This is a genomic window from Acinetobacter sp. UBA1297 (genome assembly GCF_002307755.1).
In the GTDB taxonomy this organism is placed as follows: domain Bacteria; phylum Pseudomonadota; class Gammaproteobacteria; order Pseudomonadales; family Moraxellaceae; genus Acinetobacter; species Acinetobacter radioresistens.
The window spans coordinates 187225-210726 of the sequence record NZ_DBUF01000006.1; the positions used below are offsets into that span (position 1 = coordinate 187225).

21 protein-coding genes are annotated in these 23502 nt (G+C 40.1%); 14 read left to right on the forward strand and 7 right to left on the reverse strand.

Annotation, left to right across the window (positions count from 1 at the left end; translation table 11 throughout):
* Positions 1-6 precede the first annotated feature (6 nt).
* On the reverse strand, positions 7-843 hold the full coding sequence (ppsR, locus tag B3R63_RS02530; RefSeq protein ID WP_005405502.1) for a posphoenolpyruvate synthetase regulatory kinase/phosphorylase PpsR: 837 nt from the start codon (positions 841-843) through the stop codon (positions 7-9).
* A gap of 154 nt (positions 844-997) precedes the next feature.
* Between ppsR and ppsA the strand changes: the two genes are divergently transcribed.
* On the forward strand, positions 998-3376 hold the full coding sequence (ppsA, locus tag B3R63_RS02535) for a phosphoenolpyruvate synthase (RefSeq protein WP_005405635.1): 2379 nt from the start codon (positions 998-1000) through the stop codon (positions 3374-3376).
* A 220-nt stretch (positions 3377-3596) separates the two neighbouring features.
* Here ppsA and B3R63_RS02540 read toward each other — a convergent pair whose 3' ends face one another.
* Positions 3597-3854, reverse strand: coding sequence for a hypothetical protein (locus B3R63_RS02540; RefSeq protein ID WP_034670094.1), 258 nt, complete (start codon positions 3852-3854; stop codon positions 3597-3599).
* A 462-nt stretch (positions 3855-4316) separates the two neighbouring features.
* Here B3R63_RS02540 and B3R63_RS02545 point away from each other — a divergent pair, with 462 nt between their 5' ends.
* The 12 genes from B3R63_RS02545 (at position 4317) to alr (ending at position 16064) form a co-directional block, all read left to right on the forward strand.
* Positions 4317-4805: a hypothetical protein gene (locus B3R63_RS02545; protein WP_075040034.1), complete on the forward strand. Its 489-nt coding sequence runs from the start codon at positions 4317-4319 to the stop codon at positions 4803-4805.
* Positions 4806-5435: 630 nt separating this feature from the next.
* Complete coding sequence (locus B3R63_RS02550; protein ID WP_286728221.1) at positions 5436-6203, forward strand: RDD family protein; 768 nt, start codon at positions 5436-5438, stop codon at positions 6201-6203.
* 292 nt (positions 6204-6495) lie between these two features.
* Entirely contained in the window at positions 6496-7563 is a 1068-nt protein-coding gene (cyoA, locus tag B3R63_RS02555; RefSeq protein ID WP_005025454.1) for a ubiquinol oxidase subunit II, read from the forward strand.
* 3 nt (positions 7564-7566) lie between these two features.
* Positions 7567-9549 carry a cytochrome o ubiquinol oxidase subunit I gene (cyoB, locus tag B3R63_RS02560; protein WP_005014828.1) on the forward strand — a complete coding sequence of 661 codons (1983 nt, stop codon included), beginning with the start codon at positions 7567-7569 and terminating at the stop codon, positions 9547-9549.
* Positions 9550-9553: 4 nt separating this feature from the next.
* Positions 9554-10174, forward strand: coding sequence for a cytochrome o ubiquinol oxidase subunit III (cyoC, locus tag B3R63_RS02565; protein WP_005014829.1), 621 nt, complete (start codon positions 9554-9556; stop codon positions 10172-10174).
* Positions 10174-10500 (forward strand): cytochrome o ubiquinol oxidase subunit IV, encoded by a 327-nt coding sequence (gene cyoD, locus B3R63_RS02570; RefSeq protein ID WP_005014830.1) that lies wholly within the window; start codon positions 10174-10176, stop codon positions 10498-10500. The genes cyoC and cyoD overlap by 1 nt, the downstream gene beginning before the upstream one ends.
* Before the next feature lie 10 nt (positions 10501-10510).
* Positions 10511-11389, forward strand: a complete 879-nt coding sequence (cyoE, locus tag B3R63_RS02575) for a heme o synthase (protein ID WP_286728222.1) — start codon at positions 10511-10513, stop codon at positions 11387-11389.
* Positions 11390-11599: 210 nt separating this feature from the next.
* Positions 11600-11986: a 30S ribosomal protein S6 gene (gene rpsF, locus B3R63_RS02580; RefSeq protein WP_005014834.1), complete on the forward strand. Its 387-nt coding sequence runs from the start codon at positions 11600-11602 to the stop codon at positions 11984-11986.
* An 11-nt stretch (positions 11987-11997) separates the two neighbouring features.
* Positions 11998-12225, forward strand: a complete 228-nt coding sequence (rpsR, locus tag B3R63_RS02585; RefSeq protein ID WP_004928375.1) for a 30S ribosomal protein S18 — start codon at positions 11998-12000, stop codon at positions 12223-12225.
* An 8-nt stretch (positions 12226-12233) separates the two neighbouring features.
* On the forward strand, positions 12234-12680 hold the full coding sequence (rplI, locus tag B3R63_RS02590) for a 50S ribosomal protein L9 (protein WP_005014836.1): 447 nt from the start codon (positions 12234-12236) through the stop codon (positions 12678-12680).
* A 190-nt stretch (positions 12681-12870) separates the two neighbouring features.
* Positions 12871-14316, forward strand: coding sequence for a replicative DNA helicase (dnaB, locus tag B3R63_RS02595; protein WP_017401261.1), 1446 nt, complete (start codon positions 12871-12873; stop codon positions 14314-14316).
* 677 nt (positions 14317-14993) lie between these two features.
* Positions 14994-16064, forward strand: coding sequence for an alanine racemase (alr, locus tag B3R63_RS02600; protein ID WP_286728223.1), 1071 nt, complete (start codon positions 14994-14996; stop codon positions 16062-16064).
* Between the two features lie 15 nt (positions 16065-16079).
* On the opposite strand, the gene B3R63_RS02605 is transcribed toward alr, so the two are convergent.
* From B3R63_RS02605 to B3R63_RS02620, 4 genes are all read right to left on the reverse strand, one after another.
* Positions 16080-16502: a BLUF domain-containing protein gene (locus tag B3R63_RS02605; RefSeq protein WP_005404197.1), complete on the reverse strand. Its 423-nt coding sequence runs from the start codon at positions 16500-16502 to the stop codon at positions 16080-16082.
* Positions 16503-16556: 54 nt separating this feature from the next.
* Positions 16557-17291 (reverse strand): proteasome-type protease, encoded by a 735-nt coding sequence (locus B3R63_RS02610; RefSeq protein WP_005014845.1) that lies wholly within the window; start codon positions 17289-17291, stop codon positions 16557-16559.
* Between the two features lie 306 nt (positions 17292-17597).
* On the reverse strand, positions 17598-18197 hold the full coding sequence (locus B3R63_RS02615; protein ID WP_286728224.1) for an alpha-E domain-containing protein: 600 nt from the start codon (positions 18195-18197) through the stop codon (positions 17598-17600).
* A gap of 28 nt (positions 18198-18225) precedes the next feature.
* On the reverse strand, positions 18226-19812 hold the full coding sequence (locus B3R63_RS02620; protein WP_286728225.1) for a circularly permuted type 2 ATP-grasp protein: 1587 nt from the start codon (positions 19810-19812) through the stop codon (positions 18226-18228).
* A 250-nt stretch (positions 19813-20062) separates the two neighbouring features.
* Here B3R63_RS02620 and B3R63_RS02625 point away from each other — a divergent pair, with 250 nt between their 5' ends.
* On the forward strand, positions 20063-21061 hold the full coding sequence (locus B3R63_RS02625; RefSeq protein WP_286728226.1) for a helix-turn-helix transcriptional regulator: 999 nt from the start codon (positions 20063-20065) through the stop codon (positions 21059-21061).
* A 377-nt stretch (positions 21062-21438) separates the two neighbouring features.
* Here the strand turns inward: B3R63_RS02625 and mnmG are convergent, their stop codons facing one another.
* Positions 21439-23319, reverse strand: coding sequence for a tRNA uridine-5-carboxymethylaminomethyl(34) synthesis enzyme MnmG (gene mnmG / locus B3R63_RS02630; RefSeq protein ID WP_046205870.1), 1881 nt, complete (start codon positions 23317-23319; stop codon positions 21439-21441).
* Positions 23320-23502 lie beyond the last annotated feature (183 nt).

Below are 23502 nucleotides of genomic sequence, written 5' to 3' on the forward strand. Positions count from 1 at the left end.
ACACATTTATCCAATACGGCGTTTAAGCCCAGTCATCTGTAAAATACGGGTAGAAATTTCTTCAATCGACATTTCTGAAACATTCAGGTATTTAATTCCTTCAGAAATATAAATTCCCTCTACCGCACGTAATTCCATCTGGCACTGGCTAAAACTTGCATAGCGGCTATTAGCCTTACGTTCAGTACGGATGGCAACCAGCCGCTCTGCATCAATCATCAATCCAAATAATTTATGCTTATGCGCTTTAAGTACTGCTGGCAAGCGGTTATCGTCCAGATCTTCTTCAGTCAATGGATAGTTTGCTACCCTGATACCGAACTGGAGCGACAGGTAAATTGAAGTAGGTGTTTTCCCTGAACGGGAAACTCCAATTAAAATAAGATCAGCTTTATCATAATGACGGGTACGTGCTCCATCATCGTTATCTAAGGCAAAATGTACTGCATCAATACGTGCTTTATAAGATTCAGAATCTGTTACAGCATGCGTTTGCCCGACCAAAGTCGTTGGAGGTGTGCCAAGTACATCGGAAAGCTTACTGATAAGGCCCTCAAATACGTCCAGATTTACTGCATTAGCCGTATTAATAATATCACGCACATTAGGGTCAACCAGCGTATCAAATACCAAAGGCTGCTCGCCTTCTCGATCTGCACGGGTATTAATTTCTTCGACGACTTTGGTTGCAGCTTCTTCAGTAGTAATATAAGGGATGATGTGTATATCAAAATTAACATGCGGAAACTGGGCTAATAAGGAGTGACCTAAGGTTTCAGCGGTGATCGCAGTGCCATCAGAAATAAAAAACACACTCCGCTTAATTTGTTTACCTTCTGTCATTAAAATTCTCCTCAAATATTTGTCTTAGTACTATATAATCTTTATAGTAAACCGATCTTACATGACTGTCGCTTAGTAAAATCAAAAACCTAAGCGCTTTAAGATAATTTCATGCCAAGATAGTGATTAATACAGCAAAAGTGGAGTAACAACTTTGGAAGCGCGCGTAATCGGTCTGGAAAAACTAGGGAAACACGACGTTGAACTCGTGGGTGGGAAAAACTCATCTTTGGGTGAAATGATCAGCCATTTATCCAATGCTGGTGTATCGGTACCTGGTGGTTTTGCTACAACTGCTGCTGCCTATCGTGAATTTCTCGAACAGAGCGGCCTGAACGCCAAGATTCAAGCTGAACTTGCTCAATTAAATGTTGATGATGTTAATGCGCTGGCCGAAACCGGAGCTAAAATTCGTCAATGGATTGTTGACACTCCACTTACTGCAGAATTAGAAAAAGAAGTTCGTGAAGCTTTTGCAGCTCTCTCAAACGGCAACCCTGATATCGCGGTTGCCGTTCGTTCTTCTGCGACTGCTGAAGATTTACCAGATGCATCATTTGCAGGCCAGCAGGAAACCTTCCTGAATATTCGTGGTATTGACAATGTGCTGATTGCTATCAAGGAAGTTTTCGCTTCTCTCTTTAATGATCGCGCCATTGCTTATCGTGTGCACCAAGGTTTTGAACACAGCTTAGTTGCGCTCTCTGCTGGTATTCAACGTATGGTTCGCTCAGAGACAGGTGCTGCAGGTGTAATGTTTACACTTGATACCGAATCTGGTTTCCGTGATGTTGTATTTATCACTGCTTCTTATGGATTAGGCGAAATGGTTGTTCAGGGTGCAGTAAACCCTGATGAATTTTATCTGTCTAAACCTTTATTAACAGGCGGTAAGCATGCGGTCTTACGTCGCAACCTTGGCTCCAAGCACCAGAAAATGATTTATGGTGATGAAGGTTCAGCTGGTAAGTCAGTGGTTGTGGTTGATGTTGAAAAACAGGAACGCCAGCAGTTTGCACTGAATGATCATGAATTACATGAACTGGCTAAACAGGCCCTTATCATTGAAGAGCATTATGGCTCACCAATGGATATTGAATGGGCAAAAGATGGCGATGATGGCCAGCTTTATATTGTTCAGGCACGTCCTGAAACCGTAAAAAGCCGTCAAGATGTGGGCACAATGGAACGTTATCTGCTAAAACAGCGTGGTAGCGTGATCTGTGAAGGCCGCTCTATTGGCCAGCGTATCGGTTCAGGTAAAGTTCGTATTGTAACTTCCATAAAAGAAATGGACAAAGTGCAAGAAGGCGATGTTCTGGTATCAGATATGACCGATCCTGACTGGGAACCAGTCATGAAACGTGCTGCTGCCATTATTACCAACCGTGGTGGGCGTACCTGTCACGCAGCAATTATTGCACGTGAACTTGGTGTTCCTGCCATTGTAGGTTGCGGCAATGCGACTGAAGTATTGGCAGATGGTCAGGAAGTTACCGTCTCATGTGCTGAAGGTGATACTGGCTTCATTTATGAAGGTGCACTCGACTTTGAAGTTCAGCGCAACTCAATCGAATCTATGCCGAAGCTTCCATTCAAGATTATGATGAATGTGGGTAACCCAGACCGTGCCTTTGATTTCGCACAAATGCCAAATGAAGGAATTGGTCTTGCTCGCCTAGAGTTCATCATTAACCGCATGATTGGTGTGCACCCTAAAGCCCTGCTTAATATCGACAGTCTGCCACGTGAAACCCGCGCAGCAGTTATGGCACGCACAGCAGGCTATTCTTCTCCAGTTGAATTCTATATAGAAAAACTGGTCGAAGGTATTGCAACACTTGCAGCTGCATTTGCAGACAAGCCTGTTATTGTCCGTATGTCCGACTTCAAGTCAAATGAATATGCCAACCTGATTGGTGGTAAATTATATGAACCGGAAGAAGAAAACCCGATGCTGGGCTTCCGTGGTGCAAGCCGCTATGTTTCTGACAACTTCCGTGACTGTTTTGAGCTGGAATGCCGTGCACTTAAGAAAGCACGTGATGAAATGGGTCTGACTAACATCCAGATCATGATTCCATTTGTACGCACTGTTACTGAAGCAAAACGCGTTATTGAACTACTAGCTCAGAATGGACTTAAACGTGGCGAGAATGGCCTTAAAGTAATCATGATGTGTGAATTACCAACCAATGCACTTTTGGCTGAGCAGTTCCTTGAACATTTTGATGGCTTCTCTATCGGTTCTAATGATTTAACACAGCTTACTCTTGGTCTGGACCGTGACTCTGGTATTGTTTCCCACCTGTTTGATGAACGTGATCCAGCAGTTAAAGCCCTATTGTCTATGGCTATTCATGCTTGTCGTAAAGCAGGCAAATATGTAGGGATTTGTGGTCAGGGCCCTTCCGACCATCCAGATCTGGCGAAATGGTTAATGGAACAGGGTATCGAGTCGGTTTCACTTAATCCGGACTCTGTTTTGGATACCTGGTTCTTTCTTGCTGAAGAAAAAATTAAACAGTCTTAATTAAATATATGTAATAAAAAAGGCCCAACAGGGCCTTTTTTATTACAATTAACACCAGTTTAAGCAGTCTTATTAAAATTAAATAAATAATTTAGATAGGTAGAAATTGCTTACTTTTTCTGGACGCAACTTTATAGAGACAGACAATCAAACTGTGATGATATTTTAAAATTACTTTAATGAAAGTTATGAATTTCTACAGTTATTTATAATTTTTAATCTAATAGCTTAACGTCACAAGAAGCCCGATGATGATGAAAAAAGCCCAGATTAAAATGATCATTTTCTTTTGGAACTTTACTACTTCATTCTCTTCAGCTTTAAGTTCGTCCTCGAATTTTTTAGATTTTTCATACAGTTCATTGAGCGAAAAACCTTCTTGGCTACCCGGCAGGATGTTCAAATTAGTCTTAGTTACGCCCTTATAAGACTCTGTCAGGTAAAGGCTTAATGACTGTTCTGTATGAATTCTTTCCATAATTTTCACTATATTAAAAGTTTAGATCAAATAAAAATGACTACTTAATCATGTTCTTTCTTTAAAAATTAAAATTTAAACCTACTCATTCAACTTTCAAAAAAAATACCCATACATTGAGTATGGGCAATAAACTTAAAAGTTCTTTAACTGTGACGAAGTTTACATTTACACCTCTAAAACAACAAGTAATTTATATAACAACTCATCACAAAAGCTCACATTTTAACCAAAAATTTTATTTATATCCAGAAAATAGTCATTCTTACAAGATTCAATAGGATACTAGAAAGTTAATTTTCAATCTAATTTACATTAAGATTTCTAGTTTGGCTTCTTCCCTTTAAAAATAGAAAACTTTGATTAACTGTAATGTAATAATATTTCAAAATATTACATTCGTGTTATTTATAAGATAATTGTGTTATTTATACTGCCGTCTTAAGTTATCTTATGTTCTAAATGCTTTACGATTATTCTCTTTCTGATACGTCTTATTTACATTCTACGCCTCAGCCACAGGTTATTGTAGAGTCTTCTACTCCCCACTCAGGCCCATTCGATGGTGTCCGAGGTATGGTTTCAGATTATTTTGACCTTGATACTTTCACCAATAAATTAAAGAGTATTACTCGTCAATCCAGTACCAGTAAATGCGCTAAAAGTATTCGAGTTGCATTGCAATCTGCTGGTGCCAAAATACAGTCTCATCCTGTTGCAGCTTCAGACTGGGGAAATACTCTGCTTTCTCTGGGTTATCGTGAAATTAAGCCCTCTTTTGACCATCCTAAAGAAGGTGATATTTATATAATTCATCGTACCCAGAAACATCAATATGGTCATATAGCTGGCTATAGCGGTAACAGTTGGGTTTCTGACTTTAAACAAAAAAGTTATGATGTCTATAAAGATAAAAATGTCAGCTATTCCTATTTCAGACTAGCAAACTAAGCTGCCTAATTAATAACAACTAAATTAAATCGGGATTATTAAGTAATTATAATCCCTGTTTATTTTGCAATTAGACTTTTTGGCTTCTAAGCTGCTGTTGGTGTCCAAATCCGGAAATTAAAATATCTTTATCGTTTACTGCCAGAAACACTGGCCTGCCTTGTTATAGATTCTATTCTCTTTAACTTATCCATTTGATAAAATATGAATTTTTAAAATATTTTGTATAAGCTCCAAGATGTTTAGCTGCACTTATATAAAATACTAATATATTCTTAAAACTCATTATTCCTGATCCATCAGGCTTAACTTTTTTAGTTATAATCTGTTTTGCCCCACTCTACTTTAAGCTGCTTCTGCTTAGTCAAATTTAAGCTTTCAGCTATCTCATATTTAAGATTTCCAAGTTCCTCCAATGTGGTTTAATATAAAAAGATTACAGCTACTTCACTTTTAAAATCTGCGTATTCCCCTGTTTACAGACAAATTTGACTAGTTATTTAGAGCAATATGTTATAAAGCAGATGAATTAAAGATATTTAATGATGTCTTTAAATATATGCAGAAAAGTTTGAGTGTATATTTTTCTTTTTTGTTTCATTTATTTCAGGTATTCGAGATTCAAAATTTATGCAGATTTATTTGGCTAGAAATAATCAACAGGCAGGCCCGTATACTCTAGAACAAGTCAATCAGATGCTTGCCAGTCAGCAGGTTTTGTTGACTGACTTAGCTTGGCATGAAGGTATGACCGAATGGAAAGCATTAGGTGAACTTACACAGGGAAAACAGAGTTATGAGCCGGCAGGCTACCAGTCTTCTCCAGCCCAGCCTGTTTTTAATAATCCTGTGATCCAGAAAACTCATGTACAAAATAAACCTAAGGTCGCAGAGCAGCAGGCTTCAATCGGCTCAAGAATACTGGCAAAAGTAATTGATCTCATGTTGTGGCTGCCTATAGCAGCCATACCTTCTTTTTTCCTTACCCCTACCCAGATGACTGAGCTCACACGCATTCAGACACAAATGCAGTCTGCAGATAGCACAACGAAGGCTATAGACCTTCAAAACCAGTTTCTTGCACTTATTCCAGCTGAAGCATGGCAAGCAATGCTGGTGTATATGCTTATTATGCTTGTGATCCAGGCTGTGTTACTCGCCCGGACAGGCCAAAGTATTGGTAAAAAGTTGGCTAATATCCAGATTGTAGACGCTAATACTTCTGGTAAAGTAAATTTAACCCGTGTTTTTTTATTGAGAAGTGTCCTGGTAATCTTGCTTACACTGACAGTAGTGCCCTTTATTGCAATTATTGATGCTTTATTTGCTTTAGGACAAAAAAGACAAACCTTACATGATATGATCGCCAAAACCAAGGTTATTAAACGTACTAAGTAGTCATTCACAGGGGTAAATGGATTTACCCTTTTAATTTTTCACCACTTTGAAAATATTGATTTTTTAATACGAAAAAACCAATCCCGACCAAAAAAATCAGTTTTCTTTACAGTAATTTAAAGCCACTTTATGTGTAGCTTAGTTTGTTGATATAAGGCATAATGCCCTACAACGTAGCGGTGCCCGGTAAAAAATGATTTCTTCAATCCAGAAGCTGTTATTTAACTGATGCGGCACTTTAATCGCTATCCCATATTTATTTAGTAATGGGACTCTTCACCGAGGTTGTAAAATGAGACAAACAATTTTAGCTGTATTGTCTTTATCAACGCTTGCCGTACTCCTAACCGGGTGTGGTGGTGATCTAGTACTTCTAAACTCTAAAGGTCCAGTTGCTGCAGGTCAAAGTAACCTGATGATGACAGCAATCTATCTGATGTTGCTTGTGGTGATTCCATCAATCATCATGGCTTTATGGTTTGGTTGGAAATATCACGCGTCAAATAAAGATGCAGACTATAAACCTACATGGGCGCACTCTACTACGATTGAAGTTGTAGTTTGGGGTATCCCTGTTATTATTATTGGTATTCTAGCTTGGTTGACTTGGGTGGGTTCACACAAGTATGACCCATACCGTCCTATAGAATCTGAGCAAGCGCCATTGAACGTGCAAGTGATTGCAGAACAGTTCAAATGGGTGTTCATTTATCCAGAGCAGAATATTGCAACAGTAAATGAATTACGCTTTCCAGTAGATACACCAGTAAGCTTCCGCCTGACGTCTAACTTTACAATGAACTCATTCTTCATTCCGCAGTTAGCAGGTCAGATCTATGCAATGGCGGGAATGCAGACTCATCTGAATGTATTAGCTGAAGAAACTGGTGTATACCGCGGTTTCTCTGCCAACTACTCAGGTTACGGTTTCTCGCAAATGCGTTTCTTGGCATACAGTGTCACTCGACCAGAGTTTGATCAGTGGGTTGCTGCGGTTAAAGCAGGTAATGGTACTTCTGTAAATCCAGAAGCAATTCAAAAAGGTATTCTAGACCAAGCTGAATTTGCAACCTTACGTGATGGTAATCGGGCAAAACATCAAATTGAATCGATTGTTGCACGTGCTGTAACTCCAGAAGAGAAAGCGGAAGCGGCAAAACTTGAAGCTGAGGGTACTTACCCGACTAAGCCACATCCTGTGACTTACTATTCTTCAGTTGAGCCTAAATTGTTCGAATCAGTGATTAACAAATACATGAGTAACTACCACGGTGCAGACCACTCAGCGCAAGCGGGTGCCGAGCATACTGGTGCATCTCATGCAAATGTTGAACATGCGACTGCTTCTGTAGAGGAATAAGACATGTTTGGTAAGCTTGGTTTTGATGCAATTCCGCACGATCCAATCGTGTTGGTTACAGTTGCATTGATGGTACTAGGTGGTCTGGCGCTTGTCGTAGGACTAACCTATTTCAAAAAATGGGGCTACCTGTGGAACGAATGGTTCACATCAGTAGACCATAAAAAAATTGGTATCATGTATATCATCGTGTCTGTCGTCATGCTGCTGCGTGGCTTTGCCGATGCGATCATGATGCGTCTTCAGCAGTTCCTCGCTAGAGGTGGTGGTGAAGGTTATTTGCATCCGGAGCACTACGACCAGATTTTCACCGCGCATGGCGTGATCATGATTTTCTTCGTAGCGATGGGTCTAGTTGTAGGCTTGATGAATATCTCTGTACCTCTACAAATTGGTGCACGAGACGTTGCTTTCCCACTGCTTAACTCTTTAAGCTTCTGGCTCTTCGCGGGCGCAGCTGGCTTGATGATGGCTTCTCTGGCAATTGGTGAATTCGCCGCTACAGGCTGGATGGCTTATCCTCCGCTGTCAGGTATCGAATACTCGCCTGGCGTAGGTGTAGATTACTATATCTGGGCACTCCAGATTTCTGGTCTAGGTACGCTTCTTACTGGTGTTAACTTCTTTGTTACCATTATCAAGATGCGTGCACCTGGCATGAAACTGATGGATATGCCGATCTTTACCTGGACTGCACTATGTACTTCTGTACTGATTATTGCTGCTTTCCCTGTACTGACTGCAACCATCGCAATGCTTTCTCTGGACCGTTATTTCGGTTTTCATTTCTTCACTAATGACATGGGTGGTAGCCCAATGTTATATGTGAACCTGATTTGGACTTGGGGTCACCCAGAAGTATACATCTTGGTACTGCCAGCATTTGGTATTTACTCGGAAGTTGTTGCAACATTCTGCCGCAAAGCACTATTCGGCTATAAATCGATGGTGTATGCAACTGTAGCAATTACCGTACTGTCTTTTGTTGTATGGGTTCACCACTTCTTTACCATGGGTGCAGGTGCCAACGTTAACGCGTTCTTCGGTATCATGACCATGATTATTGCGATCCCGACTGGTGTGAAAATCTTCTCTTGGTTGTTCACCATGTACAAGGGCCGCATTACCTATACAACGCCAATGCTATGGACTCTAGGCTTCCTGGTTACCTTTGGTATTGGTGGTATGACAGGTGTACTGATGGCGGTTCCACCAGCAGACTTCCTGGTTCACAACTCCCTGTTCCTGATTGCTCACTTCCATAACGTAATTATTGGTGGTGTTGTATTTGCAATGTTCGCAGGTATCATTTATTACTGGCCAAAAATGTTTGGCTGGAAACTTAATGAAACTTGGGGTAAAGCTGCATTCTGGTTCTGGTTCTTTGGTTTCTACTTTGCGTTCATGCCACTTTATATCCTAGGTTTCATGGGTATGACTCGTCGTCTGAACACATATGACAATCCAGACTGGGATCCGTATGTAACTATTGCAATGTTCGGTGCTGTCATGATTGCTATCGGTATCGCTTGCTTCCTGATGCAAATTATCGTTGGTTTCTTACAGCGTAATGACAATCTGGACCTGACTGGCGACCCTTGGGATGCCCGTACACTTGAATGGTCTACATCTTCTCCTGCCCCATTTTATAACTTTGCTCACCTGCCAGAAGGTAACGGTATTGACCGTTTCTGGACAGACAAAGAGAATGGTGTGGCATATGCTCGTCCAACGAGTTATGAAGATGTCCATATGCCAACTAACCGTGCTGCCGGCTTTGTAATTGCAATGTTTATTACAGTTATGGGCTTTGCATTGATCTGGCATATCTGGTGGTTAGTATTCATTACCTTCGCTGCTGCTATTATTAGCTTCATCGTGAGTTCATTTACTAAGAAAGTGGACTACTATGTACCTGCAGCTGAAGTTAAGCGTATCGAAGATGAACGTTATGCTTTACTTGAAAAACACTTGAAGAAGGACTAAGGATATGGCTGAAGTACTTCATCACGACAACCATGGACATGATGAACATCATCATCACGATGATACTGATATCACTGTCTTTGGTTTCTGGACCTACTTGATGAGTGACTTGATTTTATTCGGTACACTCTTCATCGCGTTCGCTGTATTAAGCAGTCATGTTCCACCGGGTACTCCAAGTGCAGGAGATCTGTTTGGCGACTCTCTTGGTTTTGTTTTAACTGAAACCTTCGCCCTTCTGATCTCTTCAGTAACCTTTGGTTTTGCTGTACTTGCTTCATACAAGAAAAATGTGGGTCAGGTTATTGCCTGGCTTGCAGTTACATGGCTTTTTGGTGCGTCGTTCATCGGCATGGAACTATATGAATTCAATCATCTAGTTCATGAAGGTTACGGCCCAACTACCAGTGCTTTCCTTTCCTCGTTCTTTACGCTGGTCGGTACGCACGGTATCCACGTAACTTCAGGTCTGGTATGGATGATCATTTTGATGATTCAAATCAAGAAAAATGGTTTGACTCTTCCAAATATGCGTCGTCTGGCTTGCCTAAGCTTGTTCTGGCACTTCCTTGACATCGTTTGGATCTGTGTATTCAGCGTAGTTTACTTAATGGGAGTTCTCTAATGAGTCACGATCATAACTCTGCTGGTGCAGCGCACGGTAATTTCAAGCAATACACGATCGGCTTTATCCTGTCCGTAATTCTGACCATCATCCCATTCGGGATGGTGATGAGTGGTGGATTTGAGCGTGGCTTACTGGTTACTGTAATTGCCATTACTGCTGCTGCACAGGTGCTTGTTCAGCTGGTATTCTTCTTACATATGAATGCCTCTTCAGAACAGCGCTGGAACGTAATTGCTTTTATCTATACTGTCTTATGTATTGCAATTTTACTTGTAGGCTCGGTATGGATTATGAATTACCTTCACTTCAACATGATGATCTAAACTGGTCGTCATGCTGAAAAAGTATCTATTCCTGACCAAACCAGGAATTCTCTTCGGTAATTTCATTACCACCTTGGGCGGCTTTTTATTAGCCGCCCAAGGCTCTGTAGATTTCCTTTTGCTTTTTTTAACCCTTATCGGTACAACGCTTGTTGTTGCCTCAGGTTGTGTCGTCAATAATATCATTGACCAAGACATCGACCAGAAAATGCAACGCACTCAAAATCGTGCTCTTGTAAAAAAAACTGTTTCTGTACCTGTTGCCATGTTATATGCACTGGTTTTGGGAGTAATCGGTTTTAGCATACTATGGTTTTGGGTGAACACTTATGCCTTTGCATTTGCTGTGGTTGGTTTCGTGGTGTATGTAGGCTTCTATAGTCTCTGGACCAAACGTACCAGTATTCATCAGACACTAATTGGCAGTATTTCTGGAGCAAGTCCTCCGGTGATTGGTTATACAGCAGTAACCAATGAATTTGACTTGGCCGCCTTACTCATCTTCGCAGGTTATGCATTCTGGCAAATGCCTCATTCCTGGGGAATTGCAATCTACCGTTTTGATGACTATAAAAATGCAGGTATTCCTATTTTACCTGTAGCACGTTCTATTCTACGCACCAAGATTGAATCCCTGATTTATATCGTCCTATTCAGTATTGCCATGAATGCCCTATTCATCTATGGCTATACCAACTGGCTGTATTTGGTTATCTTGAACCTTCTGTGCATTTACTGGTTTTACATTGGTCTGATTGGCCTGAAGGCTGAAAATGACCAGCTCTGGGCAAAGCGTTTCTTCTTATTTTCAGTTACTCTGATTACGATTGTCAGCCTGAGCTTCAGTTTTACTTCAGTGTCCCCTGCTCCTCATTTCCCTGTCTTTTAGTCAATACAGAGTGGTTGTCTGTAAGCCACTCTCGTAGATGATATGTACTTGGTTTTCCACTTTCTGGCGCTATTCTTGAAAAGCATTTGTCTTTGGTTTGGTTTTTCCCTATAATTGCCGCTTCGCAATTTATGCGGCTCGACTAGAAATCGAGACTCCTTGCTTCTGATACCATATTTCAGGGGCTGTTTAAACCGTAAGGAGCTGACAATGCGTCACTACGAAATCGTACTTCTGGTACACCCAGACCAAAGCGATCAAGTTGTGGGTATGGTAGAACGTTACCTGACTCACATCAAAGAAGCTGATGGTCAAATTCACCGTTTAGAAGATTGGGGCCGCCGCCAACTGGCTTACCCGATTAATAAAATTCATAAAGCGCACTACATTTTAATGAATGTTGAATGTGGTCAAACGACTCTTGATGAATTAGAAGAATTATTCCGTTATAACGACGCAATTATTCGTAATGTTATCATCCGTCGTGAAAACGCAATCACTGAAGAGTCTTTATTGGCTAAAAGTGCTGAAGAAAAACGTGCGCGTAAAGCTCAACGTGAAGAAGCACAACACAATCAAGATTCTGTTGAAGCTTAAGGAGAACATCAATGGCACGTTTTTACCGTCGTCGCAAGTTCTGCCGCTTTACAGCTGAGAACGTTGCGTACATCGACTACAAAGATATCGATACTTTAAAACAGTACATCACTGAAAACGGCAAGATTGTTCCTAGCCGTATCACTGGTACTAAGGCTCGTTATCAACGTCAATTAGCGCTTGCTATTAAACAAGCTCGTTATTTGGCTTTGATCCCTTACACTGACAACCATAAGTGAGGTGATCTGTGGACGTTATCTTATTACAACGCATTAAAAACTTAGGTAAGCTAGGCGATAAAGTTTCTGTAAAAGCAGGTTATGGCCGTAACTTCCTTATCCCTCAGGGTAAAGCTGTTGCTGCAACTGAAGCTAACACTTCTGCTTTTGAAGCTCGTCGTGCTGAACTTGAGAAACAAGAAGCTGATATTTTAGCTGCTGCTCAAGCACGCGCTGACCAACTGAATGAAGTTAATATTGTAATTACTGCGAAAGCTGGTGATGAAGGTAAACTGTTCGGTTCTATTGGTACTCGTGATATCGCTGATGCACTGACTAATGCTGGTCTTGAAGTTGACCGTGCTGAAGTTCGCCTTCCAAACGGCGCACTTCGCAACACTGGTGAATTCAACATCGCTATTCAGTTGCACCATGACGTAACTGCTGAAGTTCTGGTTACTATCGTATCCGAGTAATTCTCTGCAGTAAAAAGAGCATGCTTTGGCATGCTTTTTTTATTCTTAAATTTTTTATTGATTCTACAGTTTTATTTTTTTAATTGAATTTTCGATTCGAGCGTTTTTTTCTGCTGTTTTGCATTAAGATAAGTAACCTGAATTGAAAGTCATCTCTTCATTTTTTGTTTTATAAAAATCAGGACTTTATATGTCACAGGCAAGTGCCAAGGCCATCCTTAATCCCACACTACTGGAAAATAAAGCCACTGAAACAGCTCAGCTTAAAGAATTTCGTACGCCTCCGCATAATTTAGCGATTGAACAGGCTGTACTTGCGGCGCTGATGACTGTTGCTGAATCTTTTGAACAGGTTAGTGATGTTTTAAAAGAAAATGATTTTTATGCTACTCGCCATAAATATATTTTTAGGGCTATTGAAAAGCTTGCTCAGGAAAATTCGCCTTATGATGCAGTACTGGTCAATGACTGGCTGCTAAAACAAAATCTGATTGATGCTGTAGGCGGTGAAGAGTATTTAATGCAATTAATGGCAGATTCGCCATCTAGTTTTTATAACCTAGAAACTTACGCTACTAAAATCAAAGAATTTGCGACTCTACGCAACATGATTAAAATCAGCACTGAAATTCTGCAAAATGCCTATGACACTAAAGGTCGCAGTGTCAGTGAGATTCTGGATCTAGCAGAAACCAATATATTTTCTATTGCCGAGCAGCATAATAACAATAAAAAAGACTCTGGACCCAAGTCGATTAGTACGGTTACGGCTGAAGTAATTACCAAGCTTGATGAGCTTTCTAAACTTGAAGGAAGCCTGACAGGTTTATCTACCGGGTTCATTGAGCTTGATAATAAGACTTACGGCATGCAGTCTGGTGATCTGATTATTGTTGCAGCTCGTCCTTCAATGGGTAAAACTACTTTTGCCATGAATCTGGTCGAAAGTGTCCTATTTAACTGTAATTTGCCTGCACTGGTTTTTTCTATGGAAATGCCCGCAGACTCAATTGCTATGCGTCTGATTTCATCATACGGCAAGGTGCATCAGGGTCATTTACGTTCGGGTAAGCTCGATGGGGATGAATGGTCTAAAGTCACCGGTACTATTTTACAGTTACAAGAAAAGCATTTGTATATAGATGACTCCTCTGCCCTGCCTCCAACGGAATTACGGGCACGAGCACGCCGAATAGCTAAACAGCATGGTGGTAAACTTGGCTGTATCATGGTCGATTATTTACAACTGATGAAAGTTCCAGGCATGGGAGATAACCGTGTCGGCGAGATTTCCGAAATTTCGCGAAGCTTAAAAGCTTTAGCTAAAGAGATGCAGTGCCCGGTTATTGCCCTGTCACAGCTTAACCGTTCTTTGGAAAACAGACCTAATAAACGTCCGGTAATGTCAGACTTACGCGAATCCGGTGCAATTGAACAAGATGCCGATTTGATTATGTTTATTTATCGCGATGAAGTATATAACAAAGAATCTAAAGAAGCGGGCACGGCTGAAATTATTATTGGAAAGCAACGTAACGGTCCAATTGGCAGTGTACGTCTAGCTTTTGAAGGCCAATATACCCGTTTTAGTAATCTTTCTCCTGAATATTATAATCAGTTTGATGATGAGGAATAGATACTTAAAAATCCTTAATTTCTGTATAAGTTAAGGATTCAGCTTCACTTATTATGCTAAACCCTAGCCCTAGTGCAGCTTTCAATTTTTGTGCAATTTTAATGAGTTTAGGCATTTTCTGTTTGATAAACCTATTTAATTCTTCTTATAAATTCACAACCTACTCAAATATTTGCTGAGCTTATTATAATTAACTGCAAAATTTTTTAGACGCTGCTCTATGGGCTACTATTTACTTATACTCACCTTTTCTGACTTAAAATCTTTATCAGGCTTACCACAATCAGCTTGTACTTTAAATCAGCATTTAATCATTCCCCTACTGTGCACATAATAGATTAACCTGTTATTTTATAAAATAAATCCATACTCACTATAAACTAATATCTTTATTACACGCTATATTATGGCTATAAACTGATGTGAGTAGACTGTTACCCAAGTAATCTCTCAATATTATGTAAATTAGCACTAAATAAGTAACACTCTTGTGATTAGTCTTTAATAAATTAATTAGTATTTATGTCTATTTTTAAATGATAGGAATACAATAATAACCAATATGATCAGCTATTGATTATCTTTAAACAGATGTCTTTAAATATATCTATTCAACTCACTAATACAGCACTCACTGTATTAGCTCAGCATTTGTAATCCCTCAAGGAGTAACCAGGGTGCGTCAAGCAACAGTTTATATTGACAGTCAGGCTCTGCAATATAATTTAAACCGTGTTAAACAACTTGCCCCAACTGCTAAAATCGTTAGTATGGTTAAAGCCAATGCTTACGGACATGGAATCAAAGACTGTCTTGCAGCCTTAAGTTCAACGGATAACTTTGGTGTTGCCTGTCTAGAAGAGGCGCTGGAAATACGTAAATTAGGTTATCAGCAACCGATTACCTTAATTGAAGGGATATTTTCTGAAGAGGAAATGGATAGCGTTATTCAGTACGGTCTTGAATGCGTTATACATCAATCAGCACAACTAGATTGGTTAAAAGCCCGTAAAGAAGAGTATATTACAAAAAATCTGAAAGTCTGGGTAAAACTGAATAGTGGTATGAACCGCTTAGGTTTTAAAGTTCCTGAGATTATCGAGATTATTAACTCCTTAAAGGCTGAAGGCTTTAGCTGTGTGCTAGCCATGCATTTTGCAAATGCTGATGCTGATCATCCCCTGAATGAACAACAAAAAACTCAATTTTTGCAGGTTAAAGAGGCTTGTGATCCTGTACTTGCCTCCTGTTGTAATTCTGCTGCGATTTTCAAATGGCCAGAGCTAAATTTTGATTATGTGCGTCCCGGTATTATGCTTTATGGGGCTTCACCTTTTGCTGATAAGTCTGCTTATGAGCTTGACTTGAAGCCGGTGATGACATTTGATGCAGCAATCATTGCATTAAATCAGATCCAGCCAGGTGAAGCGGTAGGTTATGGCTCTACTTTTGTGGCCTCTCAAGATATGCAAATTGCTATCGTATCTATTGGTTATGGTGACGGTTATCCACGTGCTTTTATAAAACCAAATTATGTCATAATTAACAATAAGCCAGCGCCAGTCATCGGAAGAGTTTCTATGGACATGATTGCAGTGGATGTAAGCGGTTTGACTGTCAATTTAGGCACACAGGTAGAGCTCTGGGGCAAACAGCGTCTGGTCGATGAAGTAGCCGAAGCTAATGGGACTATTGGCTATGAACTGCTTTGCCGGCTAAGTAACAGACCAAAGCGCATACTTAAATAAACTAAAAACCCAAGCTCAGGCTTGGGTTTCTTGTCTTGCTTTAGTCAATATATGCAGAAAATCATTTAGATTCTGCTGGTTAAGTTTAGTCGGACTAAAATGTAAATGACCAAGTTTTTGAAAAAACTCGCTTACTTCACTATTACGACGTACAAATTTCATTGCCCATCCATCAAAATTCTGCTCGCTGATTGGATGTACACCAAACTCTATAATTTCTTGATGGCGCTGATCTTCTTTAATTCTTTCAAACAGATCAAGCACCTGCTCACGCTCGCCTTCCAAGCACTGGAAAAAATACTGATCTGCATAGAAAAGCACACCGTTAATACTATTAAGAGCATTAAATGATTGGGCTTCTGAAAGAATTTCTCTTAAATCCATAAGTAAATAATCAGAAGGTGAAGTGGTCTTGCTGGCATAACATAACTGTATCACTTTGTAGTCTTTATATTTATGAATTGAAATATATTATGCCACTATTTTTAAATTTTATAACCAGTAGTCATCTGTCGGTTTAGGTAAGTTTTGTAAACCTCGGCGTAAAGCATCTGACCATTGCTTGCTGATGTGTTCGAAATACGGATCTTCACTATAAATACGTTTACCTAATGGTATATGTAAACTGTCTTTACGGTAAACGAGTGAGTCTAGTGGCATTCCCACAGAGACATTTGAACGTAAGGTAGAATCAAAAGAAATCAGACTGCAACGAAATGCTTCATCCAGTGGCATATCATAAGATAATGCTCGGTCCAGAATTGGCTTACCATATTTACTTTCCCCTATCTGAAAGTAAGGGGTATCGCTTGTAGCGCAAATGAAGTTTCCTTGAGGATAAATATGGTAAAGCTGCATTGCCGAACCTTTAATCTGTCCACCGACCAGTAGATTACAATAGTAGTTGCTCTCTTCATCAGGGTCAGTAGTCACATCTGCAATTACCCGTTTTAAGGTGTGTCCTATTAGCTCTGCCACTTCGAACATAGTATTGACACTATAAAGATGGGGTTTCTGGTCCAGAGCCAAATGATTTTTTAAGTGACCAATCACTGCTTGAGTAGTAGCTAGATTTCCAGAAGTCTGTATCACAATGAAACGTTCACCTTCTACACCGAAGCTGAATAATTTTTTGAATACAGAAATATGATCTACTCCTGCATTGGTTCGCGTGTCACTTATAAACACCAGCCCATCTTTTAATCGAAGTCCACAACAATAGGTCATTTCAAAAAATCCTTTCTGCTTTCAACATGAAATAGCTGATTATGAAAACAATGATTTGATCGTTATCCATTACAGTTAAGCTGATATATTTTTGCCTGTATCATTTAATACACGACACCTTTACTGTATAAAAGCTTCTTCCAAAACGATAGCATTTATTGATTAAAAAAACCTATTGTCATGTATAGCTCTCTATTTGAATTGTATAGTGAAACATTCAATACATTAAATAAAGTAACCAAATCGGACATTCTTATTTTTTTCAGATAGATTTTCTCAGACTAATTAATTGACCTCTTTAATTTATTAACTCAATTCAAACATATATTGCAATTGGTCATTGAATGCATAAAAAGCAATCAGTGTCGGATGTTCTTTTAATTCTTGCCAAGCCAGCTCTACCGCTTTCCAGCCCAAACTATGTAGCATCATTACGATAGTATCAAGATCATTAAGAGTACCTTGAATACTCTGCTTGAAACGCAGTTGTGTATCAAGGATTTCAATTTTTTGTCCTAACATAAAGAACAGGAATACATCCTGTTCTTCAGATTCAAAAATTTCGGTACAGTCTGTTACAACATCACATAAATAACTGGCATTTGAACTTGCCTGACGAATCAGCTGATTTAATTCAGCATATGCCTTGGCACTCAACAAGCCTCTTAATTCCTGAATATTATCTTTAGCAGTTTTAAATTGCTGGCTAAATGAATAGGGTTGTTCAGGGTCAAAAACCAATTCATTAAGTGAACAGGCATCATAGGCAGGTAAACAAAAAGCATGAGCAAACTCAACGGCTTCTTGATCATTTTTAAATGGTACACGACCACATAGGTATTGAGTTCGTGCCAGATAGCGACCTAACCAGTAAATATTATAAGCATTCGAACTTAACAGTATCATTTAACTTTTCCTCTATCGATTCGATTGTTCAGGAGTGCAATGTATCTACCACCCAAGTGTCTTTAATACCTCCACCCTGTGAGGAATTTACTACTAAAGACCCTTTTTGCATTGCTACTCGAGTTAGCCCACCCGGTACAATTTCAGTACGTTGTGGTGAACTAAGAATAAATGGCCGAAGATCAATATGACGTTCCGCAAGCCCTTCTTCCACTAAGGTTGGTGAAACAGAAAGATCTAAAGTAGGCTGGGCAATATATAAATGAGGCTGTATACGGACTTTTTCTCGAAACTCCCTGAGTTCCTTGGCTGAAGCTTGGGGACCTATCAGCATTCCATACCCGCCTGAACCTTGAGCTTCCTTAATAACCAGTTTTGACATGTTATCCATGACATATTCAAAATCCTGCAAATAACGGCACTGATAGGTAGGCACATTATTTAATATAGCTTTTTCACCCAAATAGTATTCAATCATTTGAGTAACGTATGGGTAGACAGATTTATCATCTGCTACTCCTGTACCTGGAGCATTAGCCAGTACAACGTTTTGGCTTAAATATGCAGACATCAGGCCCGGCACCCCCAAAGCGCTGTCAGAACGGAACGTCGTCGGATCCAGAAAGGCATCATCAATCCGCCGGTAGATCACATCAATTCTCTTACGGCCCCGAATAGTTTTCATATAGACTTTATTATTTTCAACATATAGATCCCTGTTTGTAACCAGCGGTACACCCATCTCTCGCGCCAGAAACGCATGTTCATAGTAGGCGCTATTGAAACGGCCAGGTGTCATAATCACAATTTGCGGGTTATCTACATCAGCGCTTTCTTCTAAAATGCTTTTAAGTAAAAGTGGATAGTGACTGATCTCATAAAGCTGTTTACTGCGACATAGATCAGGCATCAGTTTTTTGCTGATTTTTCGGCTTTCCAGCATATAGGATACGCCCGAAGGTGTACGCAGATTATCTTCAAGCACAAAAAAGCTTCCACTGCTGTCACGTACGATATCAATACCGCTGACCTGAGAATAGACTTGGCCTTTTAAGGAGCAGTTCATCATCTGTGGTAAGAAAGCTTCATGCTGCAAGATCTGCTCTGCAGGAATCAAACCCTCTTTTAAAATATGCTGATGATGGTAAATATCATCTAAAAATAAATTAAGAGCCTTTGCACGCTGTACACAGCCTTGAGCAATTTTATCCCATTGCTGTCTGGCAATAACCCGAGGAATCAAATCAAAAGGAATTGTCCGTTCTGTCCCTTCTGCATCTCCATAAACGGTAAAGGTAATTCCCTCGTAGAAAAAATATTCTTTTGCCTGTTGTTGTAGACTTAGAAGTTCAGGCAGACTGCGCATGCATAACCATTCTTCAATTTTTTTAGATGCTTCACCGCTAATATTTTGGTCATCCAGCATTTCATTAAAAAATTTTGATTTGAGCTGGTCAAATAAATAAGCTGTTGGAGGCATGTTATGACTACATTGTTGTTTGAATTTGTCTTCGCTATTAGCTACTACAATCTTTTTATTTTTATTAAAATGTTCGATACATGTGTCGTTATAACTTTCGATCATTAAACTCGTTTCACATTCATCTTTTAACATTGGATGATCCCTTTAAGTTATATCTTTTACTTTTAGCAAATTGGATGCCAGTTTTTGTCATCTTGGAGCTTATTTATTGCTGAAACCTTGTTATTTCTCAATGGTATTAATGCAGCAACTTGTTTCGAGATATGTGTACGTATTTTTTCTGTTAAGCTATTGCTAATACTTGCAACTTTTTTTATTGTGATATTGCCAAGTATTCTTTAATTCTTTTAACTCATTCAACTTTTCCAGCTTTATAGTGATTATGACCTCACAAGAAAAAGAAACCTCTAATAGTCTGTATCGTCAGTGGCAAATCCTTTCCCGCCTGTCTACGGGCAAATGGATGGGCACGCGAGAACTTCAAGAGATTCTTGAGCGTGAAGGTATTGATATCAGCTTGAGAACGATCCAGCGGGACTTGAACCAGATTTCGCAACGCTTCCCGATTGAAAGTAATAAAACCGTGCCTCAGGGCTGGCGTTGGCGCTCAGATGCGCCTATTCAGAGCTTACCGCATATGACCAGCTCTCAGGCTGTAACTTTTATGATGGTAGAAGAACATCTTAAACACCTGTTGCCGCCAAGTTTAATTGAAGAAATGAACCCATGGTTTGATCTGGCCCGGCGCAGCCTTTCTACCCAAAACAATGTCCGGCAATGGATTAACCGGGTCCGAATTGTTCCTGCAACCCAGCCGCTTATTCCACCTGTAGTAGACCGGCAGGCACAACAGGCTATTTATGAAGGGTTATTGCAAGATAAACAGATAGAATGTGTTTATCGAGCACGTGGGCATCATTCGGAAGAAAAAACCTATATTTTAAATCCATTAGGACTGGTACAAAAAGGCGCCATCATTTATCTGATCTGTACCCGTCATGATAAAAATGAAGTACAGACCTTTGCCCTTCATCGTTTTAAATCTGCCATAGTACTCAACTCAAGATCATTACATCCCGTAGATTTTGATATTGATGTCTATATCGAGTCAGGCGCTTTAGGCTTCCGTGTAGATTATAACAAGCCCACTGAAACAGTTGAGCTGAAACTGGTAATGTCAGAAAGTACCGCTCAAAGTTTTTACGAAAGTCAGCTCAGTAAAGATCAGACCATTAGTATACTTGAGGAGCATGTGGTTGAAATTAGTGCTCATGTGCCCTTTACATCACAATTGGTTTGGTGGTTAAGAAGTTTTGGTAAAAAGCTATTACGTATAGAACCTGTACAGGTCGCTGCTGCGGTGTATGAAACCGAAGAATAAAAAAGAGAGCTGTTTGTAGCTCTCTGAGACTTTTTATTGTCATTTTAAATAACAGAAAAAATATTATTCTTTTAAACCAGATTAAGGCCAGTTTTACATATGCTATAACCATATAAACCTGAAAACCCGTTTTTTATACTATCTAAATCAGCTATTAACATCGGCAAGCCAGCATGTCAGTATTAAAGCGTATACGGCGTATTTTCATAAAATAACTCTCCTCTATTTGGGTGTAAGAGTACTTTAACAATTCAATATAGGAACTGTGAAATAAATAGATCAGCTAAGTTTTCTAAATTTTTATCTTAATATTTATTTTGGAAATATTTACGGAAATACATATATAAAAAAGCCTGCTTAAGCAGGCTTTTTTTCAGTTAAGCTGTCTTTTTTATCTGGGCATTTTTACGGATTGTAATCATGATCAGTTGTACTGCTGCCGGTGTTACACCCGGAATACGGCTGGCTTGTGCCAAGGTTTCAGGCAGTACAGTTTTTAGTTTCTGGGTAATTTCACGGGAAAGACCAGACACTACATCATAATTAAAATCAGCCGGAATCCGAGTTTCTTCCAGACGTTTCATCTGTGCAACATCTTCATGCTGGCGATTGATATAGCCCGCGTATTTTACAGCAATCTCAATCTGGTCACCCACCTGCTGAGTGACCTCAGAGTCTGTAAGTTCAGCAATTTGCTCAAAAGTTACATTCGGACGTTTTAACAGGTCAATTGCACTAGATTCCTTACTTAAATCCTGCCCTGTCATCTCAACGAATTTTTTACCCATCGGATTATTAGGCGCGGCCCACAGATGCTGTAAACGAGACGTTTCACGCTCAACAGCTTCCATTTTTTCACAGTATGCCGCCCAACGCACGTCATCGACGAGACCCATTTCACGACCTACTGGGGTCAGACGCTGGTCAGCATTATCTTCACGCAACATCAGACGATATTCCGCCCGTGAGGTAAACATACGGTATGGCTCTTTAGTTCCTAAAGTAATGAGATCATCCACCAAGACTCCCATATACGCCTGATCACGTTTAGGTGTCCACTCTTCCTGCTCCCAGGCACGACGTGCAGCATTCAGACCGGCAAGCAAACCTTGTGCACCTGCTTCTTCATAGCCAGTCGTACCATTAATCTGTCCGGCAAAATACAGGTTATTAATAGCTTTGGTTTCTAAAGTAAATTTTAAGGCTTGCGGATTAAAATAATCATATTCAATGGCGTAGCCCGGACGCAGAATGTGGGCATTTTCCATACCGCGAATTGAACGAACCAGCTCAAATTGCACATCAAATGGTAAAGAGGTTGAAATTCCATTAGGATACAGCTCATGAGTATCCAAGCCCTCTGGCTCCAGAAACACCTGATGCGAATCTTTATCGGCAAAACGGTGTATTTTGTCTTCAATAGACGGACAATAACGCGGTCCTACCCCTTCAATCACACCAGTATACATTGGTGAACGGTCAAGTCCGCCACGAATGATCTCATGAGTCTTCTCGTTAGTATGGGTAATATAACAGTTTACCTGTTCAGGATGCATGGATGCATCACCCATGAAAGACATGGTTGGAGAAGGAAAATCACCCGGCTGTGGTGTCATGACAGAAAAATCAACCGAACGTGCATCAATACGTGGCGGTGTACCTGTTTTCAGACGACCTACTGGCAATTTCAATTCACGTAAACGATGTGCTAGAGAAATTGACGGTGGATCACCTGCCCGACCACCACTTGATTTTTCCAGACCAACATGAATGACGCCACCCAAAAAAGTACCTGTTGTTAACACGACTGTCTTGGTATCAAAGCGGATACCCATTTGCGTTACGACACCTTTGACAGTATCGCCTTCTACAATCAGGTCATCAGCAGCCTGTTGGAAGATATCCAGATTTGCCTGATTCTCCAGAACATTACGGATAGCTGCTTTATAAAGAATCCGGTCTGCCTGTGCACGGGTTGCTCGTACTGCAGCACCTTTACGCGAATTCAGAATACGGAACTGTATACCACCTTTATCCGCTGCCAGTGCCATTGCACCGCCCAAGGCATCAATTTCACGCACTAGATGTGACTTACCAATACCACCAATGGCCGGATTACAGCTCATTTGCCCCAAAGTCTCAATGTTATGAGTCAAGAGCAAGGTCTGTCGACCCATACGTGCAGCAGCGAGCGCCGCTTCCGTACCCGCGTGACCGCCACCGATAACAATGACATCGTATACTTTAGGATAATGCATAGTGGTAAATATAAGTCTAAAAAAGGGGACAGAATATTATAGCAGAAATTTTATTTTGACGTAGTGAGTAGAAGATTTTTCCTTAGTTCCTCTATTTTCATTCTACCTCGCTTATTTTTAAAAAATGTAATTAAGATTTGCATATTTACCTCAAAAGTACACAAGAATTTATGAAAACTTACC

Bases quoted from the DNA above. Each gene is read 5' to 3' on its own strand.
- ppsR (WP_005405502.1), bottom strand. From the start codon at position 843: ATGACAGAAGGTAAACAAATTAAGCGGAGTGTGTTTTTTATTTCTGAT.
- B3R63_RS02540 (WP_034670094.1), bottom strand. From the start codon at position 3,854: ATGGAAAGAATTCATACAGAACAGTCATTAAGCCTTTACCTGACAGAG.
- B3R63_RS02545 (WP_075040034.1), top strand. From the start codon at position 4,317: ATGCTTTACGATTATTCTCTTTCTGATACGTCTTATTTACATTCTACG.
- B3R63_RS02550 (WP_286728221.1), top strand. From the start codon at position 5,436: ATGCAGATTTATTTGGCTAGAAATAATCAACAGGCAGGCCCGTATACT.
- cyoA (WP_005025454.1), top strand. From the start codon at position 6,496: ATGAGACAAACAATTTTAGCTGTATTGTCTTTATCAACGCTTGCCGTA.
- cyoB (WP_005014828.1), top strand. From the start codon at position 7,567: ATGTTTGGTAAGCTTGGTTTTGATGCAATTCCGCACGATCCAATCGTG.
- cyoC (WP_005014829.1), top strand. From the start codon at position 9,554: ATGGCTGAAGTACTTCATCACGACAACCATGGACATGATGAACATCAT.
- cyoD (WP_005014830.1), top strand. From the start codon at position 10,174: ATGAGTCACGATCATAACTCTGCTGGTGCAGCGCACGGTAATTTCAAG.
- cyoE (WP_286728222.1), top strand. From the start codon at position 10,511: ATGCTGAAAAAGTATCTATTCCTGACCAAACCAGGAATTCTCTTCGGT.
- rpsF (WP_005014834.1), top strand. From the start codon at position 11,600: ATGCGTCACTACGAAATCGTACTTCTGGTACACCCAGACCAAAGCGAT.
- rpsR (WP_004928375.1), top strand. From the start codon at position 11,998: ATGGCACGTTTTTACCGTCGTCGCAAGTTCTGCCGCTTTACAGCTGAG.
- dnaB (WP_017401261.1), top strand. From the start codon at position 12,871: ATGTCACAGGCAAGTGCCAAGGCCATCCTTAATCCCACACTACTGGAA.
- B3R63_RS02610 (WP_005014845.1), bottom strand. From the start codon at position 17,291: ATGACCTATTGTTGTGGACTTCGATTAAAAGATGGGCTGGTGTTTATA.
- B3R63_RS02615 (WP_286728224.1), bottom strand. From the start codon at position 18,197: ATGATACTGTTAAGTTCGAATGCTTATAATATTTACTGGTTAGGTCGC.
- B3R63_RS02620 (WP_286728225.1), bottom strand. From the start codon at position 19,812: ATGTTAAAAGATGAATGTGAAACGAGTTTAATGATCGAAAGTTATAAC.
- B3R63_RS02625 (WP_286728226.1), top strand. From the start codon at position 20,063: ATGACCTCACAAGAAAAAGAAACCTCTAATAGTCTGTATCGTCAGTGG.
- mnmG (WP_046205870.1), bottom strand. From the start codon at position 23,319: ATGCATTATCCTAAAGTATACGATGTCATTGTTATCGGTGGCGGTCAC.